Source organism: Anabaena sp. CCY 9613 (assembly GCF_963920895.1).
Taxonomy (GTDB): Bacteria; Cyanobacteriota; Cyanobacteriia; order Cyanobacteriales; family Nostocaceae; genus Cyanocohniella.
Map to the genome: position 1 here is coordinate 151753 of NZ_CAWUDE010000010.1, position 26320 is coordinate 178072.

23 protein-coding genes are annotated in these 26320 nt (G+C 40.8%); 19 read left to right on the plus strand and 4 right to left on the minus strand.

Going from position 1 to position 26320, the window contains the following annotated elements; genetic code table 11:
• The first annotated feature begins 178 nt into the window (after positions 1-178).
• Together ACM0OT_RS13835 and ACM0OT_RS13840 are read left to right on the plus strand one after the other, a co-directional pair.
• On the plus strand, positions 179-2152 hold the full coding sequence (locus ACM0OT_RS13835; RefSeq protein ID WP_414564908.1) for a protein kinase domain-containing protein: 1974 nt from the start codon (positions 179-181) through the stop codon (positions 2150-2152).
• 77 nt (positions 2153-2229) lie between these two features.
• The gene (locus tag ACM0OT_RS13840) at positions 2230-2973 is read left to right on the plus strand and encodes a DUF561 domain-containing protein (RefSeq protein WP_414564910.1); all 744 of its coding nucleotides are present in this window, start codon (positions 2230-2232) and stop codon (positions 2971-2973) included.
• A 67-nt stretch (positions 2974-3040) separates the two neighbouring features.
• Here the strand turns inward: ACM0OT_RS13840 and ACM0OT_RS13845 are convergent, their stop codons facing one another.
• Entirely contained in the window at positions 3041-4189 is a 1149-nt protein-coding gene (locus ACM0OT_RS13845; RefSeq protein ID WP_414564912.1) for a DegT/DnrJ/EryC1/StrS family aminotransferase, read from the minus strand.
• A 242-nt stretch (positions 4190-4431) separates the two neighbouring features.
• Between ACM0OT_RS13845 and ACM0OT_RS13850 the strand changes: the two genes are divergently transcribed.
• Together ACM0OT_RS13850 and ACM0OT_RS13855 are read left to right on the plus strand one after the other, a co-directional pair.
• Positions 4432-5208, plus strand: a complete 777-nt coding sequence (locus ACM0OT_RS13850; protein WP_414564913.1) for an ABC transporter permease — start codon at positions 4432-4434, stop codon at positions 5206-5208.
• Between the two features lie 107 nt (positions 5209-5315).
• Complete coding sequence (locus ACM0OT_RS13855; protein WP_414564915.1) at positions 5316-7157, plus strand: tetratricopeptide repeat protein; 1842 nt, start codon at positions 5316-5318, stop codon at positions 7155-7157.
• A 26-nt stretch (positions 7158-7183) separates the two neighbouring features.
• On the opposite strand, the gene ACM0OT_RS13860 is transcribed toward ACM0OT_RS13855, so the two are convergent.
• Entirely contained in the window at positions 7184-8065 is an 882-nt protein-coding gene (locus tag ACM0OT_RS13860) for an Rpn family recombination-promoting nuclease/putative transposase (protein WP_414564916.1), read from the minus strand.
• Positions 8066-8440: 375 nt separating this feature from the next.
• Here ACM0OT_RS13860 and ACM0OT_RS13865 point away from each other — a divergent pair, with 375 nt between their 5' ends.
• From ACM0OT_RS13865 to ACM0OT_RS13880, 4 genes are all read left to right on the plus strand, one after another.
• A complete protein-coding gene (locus tag ACM0OT_RS13865) occupies positions 8441-9292 on the plus strand; it encodes an SDR family NAD(P)-dependent oxidoreductase (protein ID WP_414564917.1) in 852 nt (283 codons plus the stop codon).
• A 268-nt stretch (positions 9293-9560) separates the two neighbouring features.
• Positions 9561-10196, plus strand: coding sequence for a hypothetical protein (locus ACM0OT_RS13870; protein ID WP_414564918.1), 636 nt, complete (start codon positions 9561-9563; stop codon positions 10194-10196).
• 89 nt (positions 10197-10285) lie between these two features.
• Positions 10286-10924, plus strand: a complete 639-nt coding sequence (locus ACM0OT_RS13875) for a hypothetical protein (RefSeq protein ID WP_414564919.1) — start codon at positions 10286-10288, stop codon at positions 10922-10924.
• A gap of 10 nt (positions 10925-10934) precedes the next feature.
• Positions 10935-11741: a pentapeptide repeat-containing protein gene (locus tag ACM0OT_RS13880; protein ID WP_414564920.1), complete on the plus strand. Its 807-nt coding sequence runs from the start codon at positions 10935-10937 to the stop codon at positions 11739-11741.
• A gap of 36 nt (positions 11742-11777) precedes the next feature.
• On the opposite strand, the gene ACM0OT_RS13885 is transcribed toward ACM0OT_RS13880, so the two are convergent.
• The gene (locus ACM0OT_RS13885; protein WP_414564921.1) at positions 11778-12080 is read right to left on the minus strand and encodes an acylphosphatase; all 303 of its coding nucleotides are present in this window, start codon (positions 12078-12080) and stop codon (positions 11778-11780) included.
• 193 nt (positions 12081-12273) lie between these two features.
• Here ACM0OT_RS13885 and ACM0OT_RS13890 point away from each other — a divergent pair, with 193 nt between their 5' ends.
• From ACM0OT_RS13890 to ACM0OT_RS13910, 5 genes are all read left to right on the plus strand, one after another.
• Positions 12274-12651 carry a DUF1823 family protein gene (locus ACM0OT_RS13890; protein WP_414564922.1) on the plus strand — a complete coding sequence of 126 codons (378 nt, stop codon included), beginning with the start codon at positions 12274-12276 and terminating at the stop codon, positions 12649-12651.
• A 368-nt stretch (positions 12652-13019) separates the two neighbouring features.
• The gene (locus ACM0OT_RS13895; RefSeq protein WP_414564923.1) at positions 13020-14678 is read left to right on the plus strand and encodes an alpha-amylase family glycosyl hydrolase; all 1659 of its coding nucleotides are present in this window, start codon (positions 13020-13022) and stop codon (positions 14676-14678) included.
• Between the two features lie 482 nt (positions 14679-15160).
• Positions 15161-16204, plus strand: a complete 1044-nt coding sequence (locus ACM0OT_RS13900) for a 3-deoxy-7-phosphoheptulonate synthase (protein ID WP_414564924.1) — start codon at positions 15161-15163, stop codon at positions 16202-16204.
• A 284-nt stretch (positions 16205-16488) separates the two neighbouring features.
• Entirely contained in the window at positions 16489-17121 is a 633-nt protein-coding gene (locus ACM0OT_RS13905; protein WP_414564925.1) for an AAA family ATPase, read from the plus strand.
• A complete protein-coding gene (locus ACM0OT_RS13910) occupies positions 17121-17726 on the plus strand; it encodes a hypothetical protein (protein WP_414564926.1) in 606 nt (201 codons plus the stop codon). The genes ACM0OT_RS13905 and ACM0OT_RS13910 overlap by 1 nt, the downstream gene beginning before the upstream one ends.
• 74 nt (positions 17727-17800) lie before the next feature.
• On the opposite strand, the gene ACM0OT_RS13915 is transcribed toward ACM0OT_RS13910, so the two are convergent.
• Positions 17801-18715 carry an alpha/beta fold hydrolase gene (locus tag ACM0OT_RS13915; protein WP_414564927.1) on the minus strand — a complete coding sequence of 305 codons (915 nt, stop codon included), beginning with the start codon at positions 18713-18715 and terminating at the stop codon, positions 17801-17803.
• Positions 18716-18827: 112 nt separating this feature from the next.
• Between ACM0OT_RS13915 and ACM0OT_RS13920 the strand changes: the two genes are divergently transcribed.
• The 6 genes from ACM0OT_RS13920 (at position 18828) to ACM0OT_RS13945 (ending at position 26318) form a co-directional block, all read left to right on the plus strand.
• The gene (locus ACM0OT_RS13920; protein ID WP_414564962.1) at positions 18828-19139 is read left to right on the plus strand and encodes a carbon dioxide-concentrating mechanism protein CcmK; all 312 of its coding nucleotides are present in this window, start codon (positions 18828-18830) and stop codon (positions 19137-19139) included.
• 84 nt (positions 19140-19223) lie between these two features.
• Positions 19224-19571 (plus strand): carbon dioxide-concentrating mechanism protein CcmK, encoded by a 348-nt coding sequence (locus tag ACM0OT_RS13925; protein ID WP_414544693.1) that lies wholly within the window; start codon positions 19224-19226, stop codon positions 19569-19571.
• Between the two features lie 937 nt (positions 19572-20508).
• A complete protein-coding gene (locus ACM0OT_RS13930; protein WP_414564928.1) occupies positions 20509-21696 on the plus strand; it encodes a HetZ-related protein 2 in 1188 nt (395 codons plus the stop codon).
• Between the two features lie 241 nt (positions 21697-21937).
• Entirely contained in the window at positions 21938-23119 is a 1182-nt protein-coding gene (locus ACM0OT_RS13935; protein ID WP_414564929.1) for a pilus assembly protein PilB, read from the plus strand.
• A 203-nt stretch (positions 23120-23322) separates the two neighbouring features.
• Complete coding sequence (locus ACM0OT_RS13940; RefSeq protein ID WP_414564930.1) at positions 23323-24006, plus strand: Crp/Fnr family transcriptional regulator; 684 nt, start codon at positions 23323-23325, stop codon at positions 24004-24006.
• Positions 24007-24533: 527 nt separating this feature from the next.
• Positions 24534-26318, plus strand: a complete 1785-nt coding sequence (locus ACM0OT_RS13945) for a M61 family metallopeptidase (RefSeq protein ID WP_414564931.1) — start codon at positions 24534-24536, stop codon at positions 26316-26318.
• Positions 26319-26320 lie beyond the last annotated feature (2 nt).

Sequence of the window (26320 nt, forward strand, 5' to 3'; positions counted from 1 at the left end):
TGTGGCGACTTTATATTTTTCTGATATTTATCATCATAAGAGGGAATGGCAAGATGAGGAGATTGAAGAAGCAGGGAAGGAAACTTCCTCGCTCCTATTTTCCAGTTAGCGATCGCAAATATGAACAATGTAGGTGAAAATATGGATATAATTCACAACGGCTGATGAATAACTAAATATGAGCTACTGCCTCAATCCCAGTTGTGATAACCCCCTCAATGCTGATGGTACAGAATTATGCCAGAGTTGTGGGACAAGAATAATACCACTACTGCGAAACCGCTATCGCATTATCCAGCCACTGGGCGGTGGGGGCTTTGGCAGAACTTTTTTGGCAGAAGATGAAGATAAGCTCAAAGAACATTGTGTTGTTAAGCAGTTAGCACCGCGAGTTTCAGGTACTACCGCTTTACATAAGGCTACTGAATTGTTTCACGAAGAAGCTCGGCGTTTGCAACAGTTAGGAGAACATCCCCAGATTCCTACTTTGTATGCTTATTTTCGGCAGGATCATTATTTATACTTAGTACAACAGTTAATCCCAGGGCAAACTTTACGCCAGGAGTTGAAACAGCAGGGAACTTTCAGCGAGGAGCAAATTTGGCAAATTCTCAGGGAATTATTACCAGTTTTGAAGTTTATTCATGAGTATCAAGTCATCCACCGCGATTTAAAACCCGACAATATAATTCGTCGCTGTTCTCAAGATACTAATTCTTTTTCTGCCAGTAATTTAGTCTTGATTGATTTTGGAGTTGCCAAGCAAGTAACGGCAACTTCTATGGAACATACTGGTACTAGTATCGGTTCCTATGGCTATGCACCAATGGAACAGATGAAAAATGGTTTGGCATATCCAGCTAGTGATTTATTTAGTTTAGGTGCAACCTGTTTTTATCTGTTAACGGCTATTCATCCATATCATTTGTATATGGAACAGGGCTATAGCTGGGTGTCAGGTTGGCGGCAAAATTTGCAGTCGCCTATATCCACAAAATTACAACAGGTGTTAGATAAGCTGTTACAAAAAGATTTAGCACATCGCTACCAGTCAGCAGATGAAGTGCTACAAGATATACCACAGCGAAAACAGGCAGTAAGTCCCATACAGCCTTTACCGTCGAATATTCATTTGCAATCCTCAGTTTTTCCTAAGACTGTAATTCAACCACAAATTGGATTGCGCCATCAACGCCTCATTGGTTGTGCTGGTGTGATTTTGCTGTTGGGTTTTGGGGGATTTCTGCACTCTTGGCAAAATTTATCTTTGACTGGACATTTAGCTGATGTTAATTCCCTAGCCTTCCAACCACAATTGCAAAACTCTGGTTCTGGGAAGACAATCTTTGCTAGTGGTAGTGATGACACCACGATTAAACTTTGGCATCTAGAAAAAAAACGGAAAATCCGCACTTTTGAAGGACATTCAGACTGGATTTATGCTGTGACAATCAGCCAGGATGGGCAAACTCTTGTCAGTGGTAGTAAGGATAACACCATCAAAGTGTGGAATCTGCATACAGGAGAAAAAATTCGCACGCTGAAAGGACATAAAAGTTATGTTCATTCAGTTGCCGTTAGCCCGGATAATCAAATTTTGGTAAGTGGTGGTTATGACTCGCTGATTAAAGTGTGGAATCTCAATACGGGAGAAGAAATTCGCACTATCAGTGGTCATTTAGGAGAAGTTTTATTTGTAGCTATTCATCCAAATGGTCAGACTTTTCTCAGTGGTAGTACTGACGATACCATTAAAATTTGGAATTTAAACACAGGAGAAAAAATATTTACTTTGACAGGACATTCGGCTGATGTCAACGCCTTAGCCATTAGTCCAGACGGTAATTTAATGGTTAGTGCCAGCGATGATAGAACTGTTAAACTGTGGAATTTCAATACTGGTAAACAAATACGCACCTTTGCGGGACATAATGCTGATGTCAATGCGATCGCCTTTAGCCCGGATGGTATATCTATAGCTACTGGCAGTGATGACAACACGGTAAAAGTATGGAACCTCAGCACAGGACAAGTGATACATAATTTCCGAGAGCATACAGCCGAAGTTTTTGCCGTGGCTTTTAGCCCAGATGGCAAAACCCTCATTAGTGGTAGTAAAGATCGGAGTATTAAGATATGGCAACTACCATAGATTTTTGCGGCTTTTCTACTCTGCTGACAGAGGAACGGTAGAATAGGCCTTATTTTCGTAGCCTCAAAAGAAGAACTATGACAATGCATTCTACTCTCCAACGTGCATTTACCAACCGCAGCGTTTTGAAAGTGATCAGTGGTTTGAATAATTTTGATTGCGATCACGTTGCTGCCATAATTAAAGCGGCTGAACTCGGTGGTGCGACTTTTGTCGATATTGCAGCTGATGCGGCATTAGTTGAGTTAGCAAAAAATTTGATTAAGTTACCAGTTTGTGTATCAGCAGTAGATCCAGAAAAATTTGTTCAAGCTGTAGCTGCTGGTGCAGATTTAATTGAAATTGGCAACTTTGATAGTTTTTATGCTCAAGGACGCAGATTTGAAGCAGAAGAAGTTTTAGCACTAACTCACCAAACCCGCGCCCTGTTGCCAGAAATCACCTTATCTGTCACCGTTCCCCACATCCTAGAACTAGATCAACAAGTACAACTTGCAGAAGAACTAGTTAAAGCCGGTGCTGATATTATTCAAACCGAAGGCGGTACCAGCAGCCAGCCAGCACACCCTGGAACCTTGGGATTAATTGAAAAAGCCGCCCCCACCTTAGCCGCCGCTTATGAAATTTCCCGTGTGGTATCAGTACCTGTACTCTGTGCTTCCGGTATTTCTAACGTTACCGCACCTCTAGCGATCGCCTCCGGTGCCGCAGGCGTTGGTGTAGGTTCCGCCATTAACCAACTCAATAGCGAAGTAGCCATGATTGCTGCTGTGCGCGGCTTAGTTGAAGCCATAGCTATAGCTAATAAGGCGATCGTTTAGTTAGGGAGTGGGGAGTGGGGAGTAACGAAGAAATTTCCCCCCTGCCCCCCTGCCTCTTTCCCAATCCTTAACCCAAACAATCTTTTAACGCATAAATCACTTGGTCTTGCTGTTCCTGTGTCAATTCTGGGAACATGGGCAAAGATAGCACCTCTTGACAAGCTAACTCTGTCACGGGTAATTGCCCTGGCTGATAACCCAGATGTTGATACACGGGCTGCAAATGTAGGGGGTGGGGATAATAAACCATTGAACTGACTCCCCGTTCTTGTAATTGACTACGCACCGAGTCTCGATAGGTAGCTGTAGAACCATTTCGCCCTTCAGTGGAGATGCGAATAGTGTATTGATTCCAGACACCAACACCACCAGGTAATTCTTGGGGTGTCACAATACCGGGAACTTGACTGAGAAATTTTTGGTAGTAAGCGGCGATCGCCTGCCTTTTCTGATTCCAAGTATCGAGGTGTCGGAGTTTAATTTGCAGAATTGTCGCTTGAATGGCATCTAAACGGCTATTTACACCAACTTCCTCGTAATAATACTGCTTTGTTTGTCCATGTTCCTTAAGTACCCGCAACTTGGTAGCCAATTTTGGATCATTAGTAGTAATGGCTCCACCATCACCGCAACCACCTAAATTCTTGGTAGGGTAGAAACTAAAGCAACCAATATGTCCAATACTACCGACTTTCTGATTGTTCCAACTGGCACCTGTAGATTGAGCGCAATCTTCAATAACTGCTAAATTGTGAGACTGAGCGATGGCCATCAGTGCTGTCATATCCACAGGTTGCCCAAATAAATGCACTGGGATAATGGCTTTAGTTTGAGGAGTAATGGCCGCAGTCACCTGGTGTAAATCAAGATTAAAAGTAGTAGTGTCTATATCAACAAAAATAGGCTTGGCACCTACAGCACTAATTACTTCAGCCGTCGCCACAAAAGTAAAAGGTGTAGTAATTATTTCATCACCTGCACCAATTTCTAGAGCGCGTAATGCTAAGTAAAGTGCATCAGTACCAGAGTTGCAAGCTATACAATTACTTACCTGATGATAGGCTGCAAATTGTTGCTCAAAGGCTTCAACAATGGGGCCGCCAATGTAACGCCCAGAAGCCAAAACCTCTAGAACAGCTGCACTCACTTCTGCTTCAATGGTGGCGTATTGTTGTTTAATATCAAAGGCAGGGATAGAATTTACGCTTTGGATCATGAGTTTTCATTAAGTTGAAGATACAAAGGATGCACTTCGACGGCCAATTTTTGCTGATTGAGATATTTATCAAAAAGCCTTTGAAAGACTGTCGCCCCGGATACGCATCAAAGCGGGATATTACTGAATTTATTTTATGGTTAAGGATACCATTGGTTGGTAAAAAAGGTGATACATATCAACCAAGATCCCACACCTGGAATTAAAGTTCCAAGTAGATCGGCTTAGGAGGGAGAAAACCCATGACGGATTTGATTAGGCTCGATTTGGTTGATTTAGGACTGGCTGTCGGATTGATGGCCATTGCCATTGGTTTATCTGCTTGGGAAAAACTCGGACTAGAGTTAAACTTAGCCATTGTGACAGGCAGAACTATCCTCCAACTACTCGTATTAGGATACGTTTTAGATTTCATTTTTGCTTTAGACAACCCTTGGGCAGTTTTGGCGATTTTAGCAGTAATTTTGACAATTACGGCGATTGTCGCACGAAACCGCATCAGCCAAAAAATTCCCTCTGTTTTGCCTTTGGTTTGGGGAGCAATTTTAATCAGTACCGCCTTGACAGTGCTGTACACTAACTTCTTAATTATTCAACCAGATAGATGGTACGAACCGCGATACATCATTCCCTTAGCAGGAATTATTTTAGGTAACGCCATGAACGCCGCCGCCATCTCTGGGGAACGCCTTGTTAGCACTATAAACGCTCAACCGTTGGAAATAGAAACTCACCTCAGCTTAGGTGCAACTCCCCAGCAAGCAGTCAGCCAGTACCGCAAAGAAGCCATCAGAGCCGCGTTTCTGCCCACTCTCAATCAAATGATGCTCATAGGTATGGTAGCCATCCCCGGCATCACCACCGGACAGTTACTAGCAGGAATCAGGCCCCTAGATGCCGTCTCCTACGAAATTTTAATTATTTTCATGGTGGCGATCGCTAATTTATTGACCACAATTTTAGTCACCAAAGGGTTAATGCGTCAGTTCTTCAATTTTGCCGATCAATTGGTAAGGTAGGGCGTGGGGAGATGGGGGAAAGACTAACTAATTGGTAATCCCCTTGTCCCCAGTCTCTAATCCCCAATCCCCATTAAAATGAGAATTGACGTTCTCCAGTAGCTACAGTGTCAGAATCTCTGCCATTACGTGATCAATATCTCGCCTTAATTGATGAAATTGTCCAAGCCACTCTCCAGGGCAAAGTTAGCTCTGTAGAAATGGTGTATCAAATGTTGCAGAAAAATATTACTTCGGGGACAGGGGAAGTCTTTGAGTTAGTTTTGAGCGATCGCCTCAGCACCATCCAAGCTCAAGTAGATAATGAAACCGATGAATTGAAGAAATCTAAAGCCAATCGGAGTTTGAGGGCAATTAAGACCATTCAAAGCCAATGGCAGCGATATTGGGAACAAAATAAAGCTACAGAAGCGATCGCCTCGGCAGTTAAGGATATAACTACCGCTGCTACTGATGAACGTCTGGCGACATTTTTACGGGTTATCGATCCCAATCAAAAACAGCCACCAAATTCGCAACAACTACAGCAGTTATCCAAAGCTTTACAACAATTTGCTCAGGTAGATTTGGACTTGCAGGAAATCACCCAAGGAATTACCCGTGGTTTAAATGCTCGGCAAAGATTGCAAAACGACTTGGTAAGTTGGATGTATGAGCAAAATCAGCAATTGGGATTTGGCGGTGTCCCTGGAGAAAGTGGCCCTTGGGCAACTTGGGCCAAACAAGTTAAAAGTGATATTCCCCAAGCATTTTTTCGCACCCTAGCAATGGAACAATCTGCCATTGAATTTGCCGAACGCCATAACAATCTTACCCTTGGTGACTGGGTAGAGATGGCATTAATTTTGCAGTATTTACAACTAGGTTTAGTCAACTGGTTTGACCAACAAGCCTATAACATCCAAGCCGGTTCAAAGTTGTCGATTTCCACATTCTTAACCTTTGCCGTAATTTGGAGTCAATTGGCAAGTGGTTTTCAGAGTAGGGCAATATACAGTAATGCCTGTTCCCAAGTGATGCTGCAAATTCTCCGCAATTTTTCCCAGCGTTCATATTTTCCTCTCTACGGGGGAATTTTTGCTTCTTTCTCTGGTAGTTCTTTACGTGATGCCTTAGATTATTTAGATGAACCACTGCGACGAGTTGCCAGAACCCAGGAAAAAGCCAGAATTTTGACACTCCTTGGCTATTCACAGCGTGCTTTAGGACAATATCAGCGCTCTATCCAATTTCATCAGCAAGCACTAGAAATTTCTAGAAATGCAGGCGATCGCCCTTGTGAAATTGCCAATTTGAACCACCTCAGCCGTACCTATGTACAAGAGAAAAATTATCCTGAAGCGATTAACTATAGTCAGCGGGCATTAATGCTGAGTCGGCAAACGGGAGAACGCACCGGAGAAGCCAACGCCCTGGTAAATTTGGGTTACAGCGAAGTGATGCAAGCCCAACAACTCGAACAAATAGAGCCAGAAATTTATGAAACAGCTATTAACTATTTGGAACAAGGTTTAAAGTTATCAGAACAGTTAAATGATATTCAAAGTAAAGCCTTATGTTTTAGTAGTTTAGGTATTGCTTATCTAGTTATAAGTCAAGCACCAGCAGCAATTCCCTACTTAGAAAATGCCTTTAAAACAGCCCAAATTTCCGGCGACTTGTATCTTCAAGGACGTAATCTAGCTTATTTGTCTGAAGCTTATTATCAACTACAAAACTCAGAGAAAGCTATTTATACTGGTGCCTTAGGCATGTATTTACTAGAACAAATTGCTTCTAATGAGTGGCGACAACCCGCAGGTTTACTCACAATTTTACAAGGACAAATAGGAGCAGAAGCTTTCCAAAGTTTATTACAGCAACACCGTCCTAAAATGATTGCCATTATTGGTGTAGATGGCTATGATTACATTCCGAAATTGTTAGCTAGATACAAAGAAAGTATCTAATTTAATATTATTGGAAAAATTTGGGGTTACAAAATTTGCCGCAATTCTCCCACTGTATTTGCTGTGATAATATCCCGTAAAATCAATCTTAATCGTTCTAATTCAGATATTTGGACAATTTGCGGCATCAATTCCAAGCCATCACTGCCAAATTTTGCTTCTAAGCTAGTTTCGATGCTAGAAATTATTCCTTGTCTTTGTCCACGTTCTTCACCGCGTGCTTCACCTAGTGCTTCACCGCGTGCTTGTCCCTCGCGTAATATTTCTTGATACCAAGGCGACTCGTGTAAAACAGCCATATCCCACCTCATTATTTCTTGAACTAACGCCGTCTCTAATACAAACGTAGCAAAAAATGCTAAAACCGTCTCCAGTTGGTTTAATTGTTCATCCGCACGTAAAATCTGTAAAGCTTCTCGAATTGTAGATTCATCCTGTCCACCTTTGAGAATTGGTACAAAGGGAAGCAATGAAGGTAACGGTTGTTGAAAAGTTATATTGACATCTACTTCCCATAAATTAATTACTCGGTAGTCTTGACGTACTTGTAAACCCGCAACATTGGATGTGTATGTTGTGGGAATTTCTGCATTTGTAGACTTGAGAATATTGATTAATACGGGATAAGTTGGTAAATTATATTTCTCTTCTGCTAGCCCTGCATAGGCACGCATCCGACGCGGCATTTTGGCACTGTAGCGCAACTGTAATTCATTGAGAACTAGAAATTCCTCGCCTTGAGGATTTTGGACGCGGATTAAAACGTCGCTTTCTCGGCTAATCCACTGAAATTCTGTATTGATAATTTCACTGACAACAATATCTGGTAGCTGTGTTACCCATCTTACCCAGTTATCGGGTGCGAGACTAATTAACCTTTTGGTGCTGACATCTGCGGATTTTGCCATTGGGACAAGACAATATTTCAGTATCAAGTTTAACAAACCATCTTGTACACCTCAAGCGATCGCAAACTATAAATAATTGGTTATTTTTGTATAGCAACAGCCAGATAAATTAGGACACTAAATGTAAGATATGTTCTATTTACCAGCAAAACTCAATCATTACCCATCGCTCGTCTAATTTCCACAGAATAACTTTAGCATTAGAAAGAAAATCTGTAAAAATTACCAAATATTGATAATTCCTCCATAAAATTGTTTTATGTCAAGATTCATGAATGATTAAATGCCATTGCTTTGCCTGATCCCTAAAACTTCTAAAACTAAGCGATCGCTTCAATAACTAATAGCTTGCAATAGACCTCTTGCAATAAAAATATGACCCAGCTAAACAAGGCTGTTGTGCTGATCACTGGTGCATCTGGTGGTTTCGGACAGGAACTAACCCGACAGTTATTAGCAGCTGGTAGCCGACTAATTTTGACGGATGTAGATGAAAGGTTACTGTACGAACAAATAGAAGTAATTCACCATGAAGTTGGAATTGGCGAAGTACTTGCTTGCATGTCTGTAGATCTTTCTACCCGCGAGGGATGTGAAATTCTGTATCGTCAAGTAAAGGAACTCAATATACCTGTTGATATTGTAATTAATAATGCTGGGATTGCACTTTTTGGCCGCATGGACGAAATTCCTAGTGAAAAATGGGAGCGTCTGATGCAAATAAATTTACTCACCCCAATGCGATTAAGTGCCCTTTTCATTGCTGATATGATTGCCCGTCAAAAAGGTCACATTGTCAATATTTCCTCGGTAACGGGCTGGTATGCACCGAGTGGAATGGCTCATTATGCAACTAGCAAATTTGGTCTACGGGGATTTAGTGAAGGACTTTTCCAAGAAGTCAAAGATTACAATGTGAAAGTGACAGTTGTTTATCCTTCTTTTAGCCGCACCCCGATTCTTCAGTCGGAACGTTTAGGGACTTTAGCAGAAGGTTTTCATGGCTTCCCAGAAAATTTAGCAACTGATCCTGCTAAGGTAATGCGCGCCACAATTCGAGGAATTATTCACAACGAACTACACGTATTTCCCGATGCAACAGCTAAAAATACCCATTTTCTCAAACGATATTCGCCACAATTACTGACCTGGATTATTGATAAACTCTTCAAGAATTTAAAAAGTAATCAAAGTAATGAACCCCAGATTTTAGGGACTGAAAAATAAACATCCGACAACCTAAAACAATAAACTTCTTTGTTCCTTATTTCTCTGTGTCTTCAGTCCTCTGGTGATTCCTTTTTCTAGAACTGTCCCTGAGCAGTAAATGCACGCCAAAGTATATTAATAGTTACCAGAAATTAATATTTTATTTAACCCTTCAATATTCATGAGATGAACCACTAGTACCACCGCGCCGTAGTCAAAATACTTATAAAATAGGCTATTCGCTAATTTAGAAGGTTGGCTTTATTTACGCTGTAGAGTACTAGTAATGCAATTATTTTGTTCATGGCAACATACATTCCAAAATTTGGGATTTGATCAAGTAGCAATTGAGCAAGCCTTTACTGATTTGGTAGAGGCTTATTCTACAGGCGATCGCCACTACCACACACTCCAACACATTGAACACGTCCTCAGCACAATTGATACTTTGCAAGCCTACGCTCATGACCTAGTTGCTGTGAAACTTGCAGCGTGGTTTCATGATGTAGTATATGACAGCCAGGCGCAAGATAATGAAGAAAAAAGCTCAGACTATGCTTGTAAGGTGCTGAGTAATTTGGGTATTTTTCACCGTAATATTACTAATATTAGCCGTCTCATTTTACACACTAAATATCACCAAGCCGTTACTGATGACCATGATAGCCAAGTCTTACTCGATGCAGATTTGGCTATTTTGGCAACTAACCCAGCCCAGTACCGACAATACGCCCATGCTATTCGCCAAGAATATGCATGGTTGTCGGAATTAGAATACATTACAGGTCGTAGACAAATTTTAGAGCGTTTTTTGCAGCGGCCGCGTATTTATCATACACCTTTGATGTTTGAGGTTGCCGAACAATCTGCTCGCGCCAATCTCCAGGCAGAAATTCAAACACTTGACCCCAGCCATAGGTAATAACACAGTACCAAACCTTATGGTAGTTTAAGGTTACACTCACACATTGCAATAGTTAACTTGTATCCTCATGACTGGAGAGTATAACCTTGGGAATAGAACTACGCAGTTTTGTCTTTCTCGACAGCCTGCAACCTCAACATGCAGCTTATATGGGAACAGTAGCCCAAGGTTTTTTGCCATTGCCAGGAGATACATCATTATGGATTGAAATCTCTCCGGGTATTGAAATTAATCGTATTACAGATGTAGCGCTAAAATCTGCCTCGGTGCGCCCAGGAGTACAGGTAGTTGAACGACTCTATGGTCTACTAGAAATTCATTCTAGCTCCCAAGGAGAAACGCGGGCTGCGGGTCAAGCAATTTTGGCGGCACTAGGAGTTAAAAAAGAGGAATGTCTCAAACCGCGTGTTGTTTCTAACCAAATTATCCGCAACATTGATGCCTACCAAACACAATTAATCAATCGCACGCGCCGAGGACAACTCCTACTAGCAGGACAAACCCTGTATGTTTTAGAAGTTCAGCCTGCTACTTACGCTGCACTAGCTGCCAATGAAGCCGAAAAAGCCGCAGCAATTAACATCCTAGAAGTGCAAGCCGTAGGCAGCTTTGGCCGACTGTACTTAGGTGGAGAAGAACGGGATATCCTCGCAGGTGCGGCGGGAGCATTAGCGGCGATAGAAAATGTCGCTGGTCGGGTACATCCCCAGAGTGCAAATGAGTAAAGGAGAGAAAATGGCAAATCTAGAGCATCTGACTTTACTCAAAGCAGGTGCAGTTACATGGGTAAAATGGCGACAGCAAAATCCGCAAATAAAATTAGACCTAAGCGCCGCCGACCTCAAAGGAGATAACCTCAGAGGTGCAGAACTCCAAGAAGTTAACTTGAACAAGGTAGATTTAAGTCATGCTTTATTAGTGCGGGCTAACCTTAAAGGTGCTGAACTCAGTGGTGCAAACCTTCATCAAGCCACGCTCATAGAAGCGAATTTAAGCGCAGCAAACTTTAGTGTGGCTAACTTAAGCAGCGCTATATTGACTCAGGCCAATCTCAGTCATGCTAATTTGATTGGAGCTGACTTAAGCCAGGCAAATCTGCAAAGCGCTGTTATCTTTAATACCAACTTAATTGGCACTGATCTCAGAGACGCAAACTTAAGAGATGCCGATTTGGGTACAGCGCAGTTAATGAGGACTAACCTTTGTTTTGCCAACTTGATGGGAGCTAACTTAATTGCGGCTAACCTTAGCGAAGCCATTTTACACGCAGCAGAACTGATGGGGACTTACCTTTATCAAACTAACTTATACAAAGCCAATCTCACCCAAGCTCACCTGAGTGGTGCATATTTGTTGCGGGCTAACCTCAGTGAAGCTGACTTAAGAGGTGCAAATTTATCATGGGCTAACCTCTCAAGAGCAAATTTATCAGGGGCCAATCTTCAAGGAGCTAATTTGAGGGGTGCTAATCTTCAGGATGCTAACCTCAGTGGTGTGAATTTTCAGGATACAATTATGCCGGACTTTTATAAGTGTGTTTAACCTCAACGCAACCCAACATTGATCTCAGAAACTCAACTACTCAACACGCTTGACTTCAAACCCCCGCAAACCTTCAGGTTGTTCATATTCAACTACAACATCTTTGACTACCGCAGCAGGTGGGCCAATGTGACACCAGCGAATCATTTCTTCAACGACCACTTGCATCCCTTCAAAAACTGCCTCCACCTGGTTATCAGGGAGATTCCGCACCCAACCTGTTAACCCCAACTGGCTGGCTGTATCGACGGTAGCATAGCGATAACCCACCCCTTGCACTCGACCGGAAATTAATACATGGGCGCGTACAATCTTTGGCAATGGTGTAGAATTTTGCATTGACTGGACTATGCATTACGATTTCCAGTCTACCTGCTTTGTTGATGCATTATCGAGTTTTTCTCACTAATACGTCTGCTTTTGACGGATAAATCTTTCAGCAGGTGTAGATAGAGATAAAATCATTCCTATGTTTGGCAATCTACCAATGTCAGACATGTTTAACACGTGAATTGTGAATTTTTAGTTGCTTATGTTTAACTTGCCACCACTTAATACAGAAACTATCTGGGCAATTCTCAATGATAAAATTGATGATGCTACAGTCAACCGATTAGTATGGCATTATTTAGGCTATCGCTATGACTCTTCAACTGATATATGGGATAATAGCGAAGTTGCGGCAGAATGGCGAAATGAATACCCACAACCACCTGATTTTCTAGAGAGTCGCCCAGCAACGGTTAAATTAACTCGTTCTATTCCTCCAGCCAACAAACAAATTGCTAAAGAAAAGTTGGGCTTCAAGGGTTATAAAATTGGTGAATTTGGGCCTCGGCAAACTCGCAGAGCTACGGCAGCAAATTGGTTATTAAGTTATTGGGAAGATCATATTAATCAACCTGACTGATTACATTAGCAAATATTGCGATTAAATTGTATTATGTGTTAACTGTATACTTACTTTTGTTAAATATAAAAATATCCCTGACTTTTCAATAAAGCGGGGATATAATGTTTTTGGTGTTTACAAAAATCATTAAGAAAAATTTTTCGTTATCTTTTTATTATTTCTGCCTAATGACAGTAGCTACTTATTTATAGTTGAGTCAGGGGTAATCTTGGCATTTAATGGTAAATAAACAACCTATTTAAGTACAAGACAATCCAACCCCAGACAGAGGAAGTAATTTACTAATTATCTCTTAGGACTGATTTGCAAATTGATTTTATGATTAGAAAATACTCATATCTACATTTTCTATTCCAAACAATTTTATGGCAAAGCCTATTGAGTTTAATTTATTTGCACCTTATAACAAAGGAGCTACCTTAAAAGGCAGTTTTTCTGATTGGCAAGAAATCCCCATGAAAAAGGGCGAGGATGGCTATTTTCGGACAACTGTGGAACTCGAAGATGGTGTTTATCAATATAAATTCCGGGTACAATCAAACTCATGGTTTTTTGAACCAGAAGAGTGGGTTGATGTTACAGATCCTTATGCTACCGATATTGATGAATTGAGTGGTGAAGATAACGGTGTTGTCCGGATTAAGGATGGAGAAAGAATTGTTGATACATATGTTTGGAAACACGAAGATAAACCCTTACCTCCTGACCATGAATTAGTAATTTATGAATTGCATGTGGGAGACTTTTCTGGTGGAGAAGATGACCCGTATGCCCGTGGTAAATATAAACATGTAATTGAAAAATTAGATTACTTGTGTGACTTAGGAATCAACGCCATTGAGTTGATGCCTATCAAAGAATATCCTGGGGACTATAGCTGGGGCTATAATCCGCGTCATTTCTTTGCCACCGAATCTAGTTACGGTTCTAGCACTGGATTAAAGCACCTCATTGACGAGTGTCATGGTAGAGGCATTCGTGTGATTATGGATGGCATTTATAACCACTCAGAAGCATCAAGTCCATTAACCCAGATTGACCATGATTATTGGTATCACCATTCTCCGCGTGATCCTGATAATAACTGGGGTCCTGAGTTTAATTACGAACACTATGACGAAAAATTAGATACTTACCCAGCACGGAAATTTATCGGTGATACGATCCGTTTTTGGATTGAAGAATATCATGTAGATGGTATTCGCTATGATGCTGCTCGGCAAATTGGCAATTATGATTTCATGCACTGGATTGTGCAAGAAGCCAAAAAAACCGCTGGTACTAAGCCTTTTTATAATATTGCCGAACATATACCAGAAACAACAGATATCACCAATATAGATGGCCCAATGGATGGTTGTTGGCACGATAGCTTCCGTCATACCATTATGGTGCATATTTGTGGTGATACTTTTGATTTAGAAAGTCTCAAAGATGCCATTGATGCGAAACGTCAAGGTTTTATGGGTGCAACCAATGTGGTGAATTACCTAACTAACCATGACCATGAACGGACTATGTTAGAACTGGCTAATCGTGATATTTTTGATGAAGCAGGTTTTAATCGGGCTAAATTGGGCGCAGCTATTCTCATGACATCGGTTGGTGTGCCTTTAATTTGGATGGGTGAAGAATTTGGTGAATATAAACCTAAACAACCAGAATCATCTAAAATCGATTGGACTTTGCCAGGTAATGATTTAAATCGTAGCTTGTGGGATTACTATAAAGGGTTGATTCATCTGCGTAAAAATAATCATGCCCTTTATACGGAAAATATTGAATTTATTCACGAAAATGTAGAAGCTAAGGTGTTAGCTTATAGCCGCTGGAACGATGAAGGATCTCGTGTTGTGGTTGTGGCGAATTTCTCTGACAGCTTTTTAGCTGGTTATCACGTTCCTAATTTTCCTTGTGGTGGTACATGGCATGAATGGACGGGTGATTATGATGTTGAAGTAGGAGATGATGGCATCATTACAGATTTAGGGCCATACGAAGCAAAGGTTTTTGTATGGCATTAATATAGTTGGTAAGAGAGAGTAGGAAGGATATCCTCAGATACTGAGCGACTGTAATAAAATACACTAGCATCAACACATCATTTTTATAAACAAGTCAAGGGGGAAGTCTTTCCCCCTTTTTTCAGTCATTTTCAGGCAAAAATAGCAGATTATAGTGGTAAAACTCCTGTAAGTTATGAAAAGAAAACAATGATAGATGGCACTTCTATTTGATTTTTGAAATACCTTTAAGTTGGCTTTGCCTACCAGAACCTAGATATACTGAGCTTTACCCAGCTTATTGAAACTTTTTTACATATCACATTGAAGATTGCCATATCAGTATTTATTGACATACTCAAATATTAGGTAATTAGAAATTGATCAGACAAAAAACCAGGCTATTTTAAATTTATATAAGTTGATGTTGTACTTTTGATTTAAAATATGTATATCAATTTTTGCTCACAAGTAAAGTAGCCACAACTACACGAAAATTTTCTATGCATAATAAATTATTTAACACTAACATTAAGAACTCTCACGTATTATTAACACCCAACGAAGTCAAAGCAAAATTACCCTTAACGAAATTAGCGGAACAAACTGTCTTGAAACATAGACAGGAAATAAAAAATATTTTAGATTTTCAGGATCACCGAAAATTCGTAGTGGTGGGACCTTGCTCAATCCATGATACACAAGCAGCTATTGAGTATTCCCAGAAATTGAAAGATTTGTCTGAACGAGTTAAAGATAAACTGCTACTCATTATGAGGGTGTACTTTGAGAAACCCAGAACAACGGTAGGATGGAAAGGATTGATTAATGATCCAGATATGGATGATTCTTTTCATGTAGAAAAAGGATTGTTAACTGCACGTAGTCTTTTATTAAAAATAGCAGAATTAGATTTACCCACTGGAACAGAAGCATTAGACCCTATTATCCCTCAATACATTAGTGAATTAATTACATGGTCTGCTATTGGCGCCCGAACTACTGAATCACAAACTCATCGTGAAATGGCCAGTGGACTTTCGATGCCTGTGGGTTTTAAAAATGGTACTGATGGGAATATTCAGGTAGCTTTAAATGCTCTACAATCAGCGAAAAGCCCGCATAATTTTTTAGGAATCAATCACAAGGGACAGGTGAGTGTATTTGAAACTAGGGGAAATCCCTATGGTCATGTTATCTTACGAGGCGGTAATCAACCCAACTTTGATGCTGCCAATGTCCAATTAGTAGAAGATAAATTAAAGGCGGCGAATTTATCTCCCAGGATTGTTATCGACTGTAGTCACGGTAATACTAATAAAGACTACAAATTACAGTCTAGTGTTTTGGAAAATGTGATTCAACAAGTAGTTGATGGTAATACTTCAATAGTCGGTGTGATGCTGGAATCCAATTTGTATGAAGGTAATCAATCTATGAATTGTAAACGAGAAGAATTAAAGTATGGAGTTTCTGTAACTGATAAATGTATTAGTTGGGATGAAACAGAAAAAATTATTTTAGCTGCTTACGAAAAACTCAGATAAGGAGATAAGTAGGTAAGCACAAATAAACATAACTATGTAACAGAATATAAAATCCCCAAAAACCTTGTGATTGCTAGAGCCTAAGGCACGCTACGCGCTAAGTGGAGGTATGCCTTTAGACTTTAGTTTACGTTGGAGACTCTCGTTACATTGAAATTTTCGTGCCGACCTACGTCTAGTTTTTCACGGTATCTGGAAAACCTCTCTCTAATTTTATGAATATTTCTGTGATGAGAGGCCACACAAAGCGGTATATTCATCTAAGGCAGCGTCGGAAGTAAGCAGTGCCAAAAATCATTATTATTCTCAACGGTAAGGGAGGAGTCGGTAAAACGACTACCGCAGTTAATCTGGCTGCACAATTTGGGAAAAAAAGCAAGGTAATTCTCATTGATGCAGATATTCAAGGTTCTGCCAGTTGGTGGGCAGGGCGTAATCAGAATGGGATGGATTTTGATCTATCCCAAGAAAGTAATCCGCAACTGTTAGGTGATTTAAGAAAGATAACAGGTTACGATTTAGTAGTGGTGGATACGCCCCCGGCGTTGCACTCTGAAGCATTAGTGACAGTAGTAGCGATCGCAGATTATTTAGTTTTGCCAACACCACCATCTGCTATGGATTTAGCGGTTCTTGTTGAGACAGTCAAGACATCCGTTAGACCTGTGGGAGTTCCCCATCGGGTACTGCTAACTAAAGTTGATGCTAGAAGTGTGGGCGAAGCCAGAGAAGCACAAGAAACTCTATTGCGGTTGGGAATTCCTGTTTGCAAAGCCTTCATCCGTACCTATAAAGCTCATGAAAGGGCTGCACTGGAGGGTGTAGCGATTACTCAATGGCGAGGAAAGAATGCGCGGGAGGCGGAGTTAGACTACCGCCGTGTAGCTGATGAATTACTGCTTGATTGGAGAAAATAATGGTTAAGAAACGTTTGTCTGATTTAATACAAGAAGAAGCAGAAAAATTGACAACGAATGAAAATGAATCGGTGATTGAAGTTACAGCGCAAGAAGTTACTGAACAAGATACTTCAGCCGCAGCAGCATCACCAACGCAGACACCAGAACCAACTGCTGCTAAACGCACCATTCCTACTAAGGCTGATTTGGAAATTATTATCAAAGAGTTAAAAGAAACTTTAGAAAAAAAGCAAGACAAAGAAAAATCTCTTCAGCAGCAAATTGCAGATTTGCAGTCAAATGTGTCTGAACAAAAAGCCTCGACGGAAAAATTAACAAAAGAACTGCAAGAAGCTAAAAAAGCAGCAATACACCTGGCCGAAGCTAATTCTCAACTCATAGAAGAAAATAATTCTTTGAAACAAGAAAGAGAAAAAGAATTATTGAAACAAGAGAAAGAAAAGAATTTATTGCAACAAGAAAAAGAAAATAAATCCGCAATTCAAGTCAAAGAAAAATATGACCCAATGGGCTATAGAAAATCCCACCGTGTACCAGAACATTTGTTAGAACGTCAGAAAGAAGAAGACGATTTTGCCGCTAATACTTGGTTATACGACTAGGTAATTTGGACTGCGTGGTGATTATAGATTAATAGTTGCGCGGGTTTGTAGTAGGCGCTTTAGTGCTGACAATATTAAGGACTAAAGTCCTGACTACGAACAAATTTCCGAAATTCTAAAATGTGTTGTGCGGTTATGTGTGGTTGTTCTAAATGTGGGACATGGCCGGAATCTTGAATCCAGATTAGTTGACTGTGGGGAATTGATCTGGCAAATTTTTTGGCATCTACTGTACCTAAAATCTGATCTGTATCACCCCACAAAATTAAAGTTGGTGGCACAATTTCTGCAAGCTGCTTCAGTTTAAAAGCACTGTAGCCGCCACTTTTAGTGAAAGTAATCAAAGCTTGATGCCAATTGGGCATTTCTAAATGTAATGCGGCACATAATTGAGAATCAAGCGACGCTAGAAGCTTATTTTTGTAAGCAGTGCGGGAAATGCGATCGCGTACTTGGGGATTACGCAAAAAATTAGCTGCGAAGGAATCCAATGGCGGAAACATCAATTTGCTTAATGGTGAACCGCCTTTCAACCCAGCACTGTCTATTAAAACTAGTTTTTCTACTACTTCCGGGTAAGTCAGGGTGAAATCAATTGCGGCTGCACCCCCCATTGAAGCACCTACCAAAATTACAGGTCGGTCAATCAGGGTTTTCCAGAAATGATATAGATGAGTTTTAATGGCAATGGGGCTAAATTGTAAGCCTGGGATTCTGTCTGTAAACCCAAATCCCAACAAATCCACTGCCCAGGTTTCATTATCCTCTGCCAGCAGTGGCAAAAGGCGACGAAATTCTAACACTGAACCATCGAAACCGTGAATTAATAAAATAGGTGTACCACCATCACCTTGTTGTACATAGGTAGTGGTAATGAGTTGATTAATTAAAGGGGTAGCGATCGCCTGGCTTTGAATGCTTTGCGCCAAGGCGATGGAGGCTGATTCTGTCAGTTGCCCAACTGTGGAAGGTAAAAAACTAGGAAACATAATTTTTAGTTTACAGTAAGGGGCTGACAGAAAATTTTGCCAAATGTCAAAATTGGTACGAAAGCCTCGTACAATTGATATCACTTCATTTTTTGACTCAGGAGCTAATGCCATGCCAATGGCGGTTGGCGTAATTGAAACCTTAGGCTTTCCTGCTGTGCTAGCAGCAGCGGATGCAATGGTAAAATCTGCCGCAGTCACAATTGTGTATTATGGTCAAGCTGAAAGCGCTCGGATGTTAGTCGCTGTTCGGGGACATGTTGCTGAAGTTAAAACCGCAGTAGCAGCAGGAATAGCCGCTGGAGAAAAAGCTCATGGCGGTCAAGTAATCACCCACTACATTGTTCCTAATCCCCCAGAAAATGTGGAAACCATTCTACCCATCCACTTCACCGAAGAATCTGAACCTTTCCGTATGTTCTAGGCAAATTCGCCATTAAACTACGTAACAAAGCTACGTATAATTCATCGATTGCGCCACATACGTTTTTCATACAGGAGATTATTAATGTCATTACAGGCCGTTGGAGCACTTGAAACTAAAGGTTTTCCTGCTGTACTAGCAGCAGCAGACGCTATGGTTAAAGCTGGTCGAGTCACCCTTGTTGGTTATATCAGAGTGGGTAGCGCTCGTTTTACAATCAATATTCGTGGAGATGTTTCTGAGGTGAAAACGGCTATGGCTGCTGGTATTGAAGCCGCAGAAAATGTTCATGGCGGTACTCTAGAATCCTGGGTAATTATTCCCCGTCCCCATGAAAACGTCGAAGCTGTTCTGCCCATAGGTTACACAGAACAGGTACAACAGTATCGCGATTCTGTGAACAATCCCATTGTGCGCTCATCTAACAGGTAATCACGTTAAGTTGATCAATAGACAATAAAAAAGCAGGCCATCTACAAGAGGGAACCACCGCGCTGGGTGATTTTTCCGACTTGCGCTGACTAGCGTCAGGTGGTGTTAGGGTTTCCACCTCCCATGTGAACCAAAAATTTTTGTCCGAAGTACGGCTTAAAACCTTACTTCGGGGTCAAAAGTTGAAAGTCCATGTGTTCATCAATTATTAAACTTGTGATTAGCAAAGTGCCATTAACTCCGTTATTCCACTCCGCACAATCGCTTATGGCACCTCACAATAATAATTACTGTATGTCTTTTTGTTTTCGTTTAAATTATGTATTGTTACATATGTAAAGTCTAATTATTTACTCGTAGCCATCAGAAGTAAATCTTACCTGTCTGAAGATATACTGTTTTTAATACTTAAACAAACTTAGTTACATTAATAACCACTAAAAAATAATCCTTTGGCAAAAAATTTGTATAATATCCACTAAAGAAGTTAATTAATCAGGCAATTAAAGATCTGGTACTTATCTAAATTTACTCGTGTAAATACTTACAGAATAACCTCATCATCTCCCCTGTTTCTCCCCGATTAGTGCGTAATTTAGCAACTATCGGATATCTAAATAGGAATTTGTCTGCTACCCTGCCTACAGAACACTAAGTCTTAGCGTAGCTAGGCAGCAGGTTTGAGATCATCAAGAAAGTCAAATTCTATCTTGGTTCCCCGCCTTGTATCTTTTACATTCTTGTTGCAAATTGGGATAGCTGAATTTGATCGTTGTAGCAATTAAACTCAGTAATAATAAAATTTAGAAATCTTTCCATATATTTTGCATAAAGTTCGTAAATTACAACGTAATAACAATAGAACAGTTGCGATGTCTTCCTAGAAAAGACAGACTCATAGGTAACTGCCAAATTATAGATAGATTAAGGGCGATAAATGGGGGTTGTGATGCAAACTTTAAAACAGGGTTTCAAGGAGCGCAATCTCGCTATGACAACGGAGGCAGAAAAATTAGTGCAGTATTGGGGCAATCGTCTAGCTACGGATTGTCCAGACGAAAGTATAGCCACCAGAGAAAGCATTGTACTCTGGCTTTTAGGCAGTGACTTCACACGGTTCGACTTGCTCAACCCCAAGGAACTCGATATTGCCAAACAAGCAATGGAATATCGCTGGAAAATTTTACGTCAACGTTACTTGGGAACTGGGCGAGAACGTGCTTATCGCAACCTGCTCATGCGCTTGGGAAGTTTAGTTACATTACGTAATAAAATTCAAACATGGGTTTCTTTAAGTCGCGATCGCCAGCGTGGTGTGATGGATGTATTGCAAGAAGTTGTACAAGAATTATTGCAAAGCGATAAATACATGCAGCAGCAAATGGCTTGTATCGCCGAGTTTACAACCGATAAACGGCTACGAGACATTTTGTTATTTGCCAGTATAGAAGAGTATTCTATGCGACCAATACGCAATCAACCACTGCTCGTATATAGATTTGTTAACTACTTACGTCGCACCCAACGTGGTGGCTTAACCCAAGTACCCACTAATGACTTAATCAAGCTAGTTTCCGAAGAAATCCTCACAGATGACAGTGATAATCGCGTGAACTTAGCTGATAACCAAGCGATCGCGGAATATCAGGAAGCACAACAATTAGAAGAACAACAAGTAGTGCGGCAAATGGTACAACAGGAATTTGCCGATTATTTACAAGGCAATCTCGGACCAGAGGCAGTGGAATGGCTGCGACTGTATCTCCAAGGTAAGTCTCAAGATGAGATCGCCAAAAAATTGCACAAGCCCATCAAAGAAGTTTATCGCCTGCGAGAAAAAATTAGCTACCATGCAGTGCGTGTCTTTGCCCTTAAAAATAAACCAGAACTCGTGGATTCCTGGCTGGCAACTTCTTTACAAGAAAATAATTTGGGGCTAACTCAAAATCAGTGGCAGCAACTTCATGAAAAATTAACTCCTCTGGGGCGGCAGATCCTCGATTTACGGAAGTCTGGCAACTCCATAGAAGCAATAGCTCTACAGTTAAAGCTCAAAACTCATCAAGTGATGGGTGAATGGACTAAAGTCTATCTGGCAGCCCAATCCTTAAGAACTCAGGAATAATTCAACTATCCCTGAGTTTCAGGGCTAAAGATGCCTCTTAACTTGTCGCTTTGCCTCTACTTACATAAAAGTAGTATATGATTATACAATTTACTCAAATTTTGTGGCGTTAGAGTTGGGATTTATACATAATTTTATTAGTAATTAATTGAACTTCATTTAGTCAACAAAGTATCTTTATTTACTGTCTGTTATATTTATAGGAACATAAAATATCCGAAAAAACTCAGTAATTAAACTTATGTTGTCTTCAGAGGACAAACCAACGGATACAAAAGCACATGAGCAGCAATTGTTACATGGCACTTCCAACAATTGGGAGCAAAGACGCGAGCAAGTGTTCCAGCTGATTGATAATCTCTTGTCCTTTGAAGTTTGCTTATATCACCAAATCGTACCTTTTGGATTGGCAGACAACAAGCTGCTACTGGGTATGGTTGATCCCCAAGATAGCAGGGCGTTAGATTACCTGCATCCGATTTTGTCTCATCTTAATTGCACAATAGCGCCTGAAGAACTTGCCTATGAGACTCACCGCAATATCTTGTCAGCCTACCTGAATTATAAAAATACATCTGGCACTGATACTAAACAGGTGAATGACCAGGGAGCAGATTTAGCCCCAAAAACCACTGCTGCTAACATTCCCTCTGCATCTAACACCTCAGAGAAAACCGCAACTCCACAATCTTCTGAGCGTGACCCAAATTTTGATAGCTTATTTCCAAGTTCCCATCTGTCTGTGACTGGAAATAAAAAACAAACCGCAGAAACTTCCGCGGCAGAATTGCTGAGTAAATTAACTGTATTGCAAGTAGAAGCTCCAGAATTATTCACTCCTGTGGAAGTGCTAGCAACACTAGCACCCAAAAAACTACTAGAAGAATTGCTAGGGAGAGTTTTGGGTGGGGGTATTGGCCGCTTATATTTTGAAAGACAACCCTACCAAGGGAGGATAATTTGGAGTGATAACGGAGTATTGCAGTCAGTCTTAGAAAATCTTCCACTCTCTGTATTTCAGGGAGTACTGAATGAATTGAAGCGATTTGCTTCTCTACCAGTGAGCCAAATTGCAGAACCCAAACAAGTAGAAAAAGAATGTTTGTATCAACAAAACCGCTTGTTGTTGCGCCTGCGGGTGATGCCAGGAATGTACGGCGAAGAAGCGACACTACAGGTTTTAAGAGGAGCGGCTTTAAAATTTTATCAACAACAACAGTTGTCACGTCTTAGTCGCGACGCCTTGGGCATTTCTCAACAACTCAGCTTAAAGTTGCAAGAACTGCACCAAAGACTACTACTCAATCCTAGCCCCAAATCAGAGCAATTAGAGGCTGTGGAGGCTTTAAATAAGCTAGTCAAAAATTTAGATAAACAAATCAAAATACTTACAGACACTGGTGAGATCCCCAAACACAACTAGAAACTATTCTGTCAGTGAAAGCGCTGATTGCGATCGCATACACAATTGTTATGTTGTAATGAAATCTTAGGCTAGTTGATCTAAGATATTTTTGTTTCACTTATTACAATAAACTAACGTATTTTTACTAAGTCACGGTTGCGAAATTTTCATATTAGCCAATTTAATTTTCCACAGTTGAACTCATTTATTGTAGACACTACATGCAAACTGAGGTTTTTAGTCAACTTTTTCCCTTACTAAGTACAGCCAGTCCACAGACTTTGGAATGGTTACTTAATGTAGCAATTGAACATGAATATCCCGTGGGACGCGCTGTGTTGATGGAAGACGCCTGGGGTAATGCAGTTTACTTTATAGTTTCTGGCTGGGTGAAAGTACGACGCACATCCGGAGATGATTCTGTAGCCCTAGCAATTTTAGGCCGAGGCGATTTTTTTGGAGAAATGGCGATTTTAGATGAATCTCCCCGTTCCACCGACGTGATTGCTCTGTCGCCAGTGCAGTTGTTGAGCATTTCTAGAGAGCGTTTCATTCAAATATTATTTAAAGACCCACAATTACATCACCGGATGTTGCAGCTAATGGTAAGACGATTGCGGCAAATTAACCAGCGCTTGCAAATTCGCTCTTCGCCGCCAGCTGTCAAACTTGCTCATACTCTAGTGAGTTTGGGGGAAAGCTACGGACAAGAATCTGCCAAAGGCAAAGAAATTCTCAACATTGCTTTTAAAGATTTAGCAGAAGTGACAGAAATCGGTGTAGACGACACCACCAAAATCATGGACAAACTACATGAAAAAGGTTGGATATCAATTGACAGCTCTAATAATATTATTGATCTCATCAACTTCAAACAGTTGATCAATTTAGCGGGTAAGGTCTAAGCTCTGGTTGAATCGTTGGTGTTAATCAGATCAGAGCTTTAATGACTCAAAATTGCTCTCCAGGCTCATGTCAATTATTTGTCTTGTGTAGGTTGTCAGCTAGCCTTGGTAGATATAGTCCAAAATATCAGGATTAGAACACCAACATATTTACGAAATTACCCTTTCTGCATCATGATAAATGTAATGATTGGGATGTGACGTTTATTTAAATGTGGAAAACTAGGGCTATTAGGTATTGGGTAAATTTCAGGCTGGGGAAATGTTTTCAGCAATAGATCAAGCTCTGTGCTATGCCACCTGCTCTTGATCTTTGATGTCTGAAAATATATTGCAATTTATGAAGCTGGATTGGATAAAGTCTAGTTAAAAGCTGAGTCTTGAGGAATGGGTGCTATGAAAAGACGGTACATTATGGAAAAAATTACAGTAAAAGTAAGTTCAGCCTTGAATCTACGCTATTGACTATTGACCCTTAACTATTGACTATTAACTATTGACTCAGAATTTATAACTCTTAACTACAGATGACCGAAGCAACAGCACCTCGTATCGAGATTGGCGTCCAGGAAACAGTACCAACGATTCATTACCTGGTAGCAATGCCTCAACCAGAAACGCATCTGTTTGAAGTGACATTGCAGCTAATCAACCACTCATCAACAATTCTTGACTTGAAAATGCCTGTATGGACGCCAGGTTCATACTTAGTGCGAGAATACGCCAAGAATTTACAAGATTTTGCGGCTTTTGCTCAAGACGAGCCTCTACCTTGGCGAAAAATTAGTAAAAACCACTGGCAAGTGAATACAAGTGGTGTTTCAGAAGTGACTGTACGTTACCGCATGTTTGCCAATGAGCTATCGGTACGCACCAATCACTTGGATACCACCCACGGCTATTTCAACGGTGCAGCAATATTTTTTAGACTCCCAGGTTGGGAGAGTCTACCCATTAACATCACCGTCGTTCCGCCACACCCAGACTGGCGGGTAACGACTTCTTTACCACAAGTCAGCAACCAAGCTCACACTTTTTCGGCAGCCGATTTTGACACTCTTGTAGATAGTCCCTTCGAGATTGGAAACCACCAGTCATATCACTTTGAGGTCTTAGGAAAACCCCATGAACTGGCAATCTGGGGACAGGGCAATTTACAATCGCAGCGGATAATTGCTGATATCCAAAAAGTGATCCAGGTAGAAGCGCAGATGTTTGGTGGTCTACCCTATGAGCGCTATATTTTTCTGCTGCATTTATTTGCCCAAGCTTATGGGGGTTTGGAACATAAAAACTGTTGTTCTTTAATTTATCAGCGTTTTGGGTTTCGCTCACAGGATAAATACGAACGCTTTGTGCAATTAGTAGCACATGAATTTTTTCACCTGTGGAATGTCAAGCGAATTCGCCCCAAGGGGTTAGAGGTGTTTGATTACGAGCAAGAAAACTATACTCCTTCTTTGTGGTTCTGCGAGGGTACTACAAGTTACTATGACTTACTGATTCCTTTGCGTGCAGGTATTTATGATGCAAAGTCGTATTTAAATCATTTGAGTAAGGAAATAACCAGATTTCTCACAACCCCAGGACGCAAAGTACAACCACTTTCCGAGTCTAGTTTTGATGCTTGGATTAAACTGTATCGTCCAGACACCAATAGCAATAATTCCCAAATGTCCTACTATTTGAAGGGAGAAATGGTTTCTTTATTGCTAGATTTGCTGATTAGAGCGCGACATGGCAATCAGCGATCGCTTGATGATGTCATGCGGCAAATGTGGTGGAAATTTGGGCAAGCAGAAATTGGCTATACTCCCGAACAGTTGCAAGAAGTCATGGAATCTGTAGCAGGTGTAGACTTGGGTAATTTCTGCGATCGCTACCTTGATAGTACCGACGAGTTGCCTTTTAATCAGTACCTAGAACCGTTTGGTTTACAGCTGCTAGCAGAGCGAGAAGAAGAGCCTTACATGGGGATCAGAGCCAAAACTGAAAATGGTCGAGAGGTAATTAAATCTGTGGAAGCCGGTTCACCTGCACAACTAGCAGGAATTGATGCAGGCGATGAATTGTTAGCTATTGAAGGCATACGTCTCACAGCACATCAATTAAGCGATCGCCTCAAAGATTACCAACCCAACGACACAATTCAGGTAACAGTTTTCCACCAAGATGAACTGCGTACTTATTCTGTCACCCTAACAGCACCACATCCTACTAAATATCAAATAGTTCCAGTCCATAACCCCGATCCCTCCCAGAAAGAGAATTTTGCCGGATGGTTAGGTGTACCCATAGTGACGATGCGTTGATT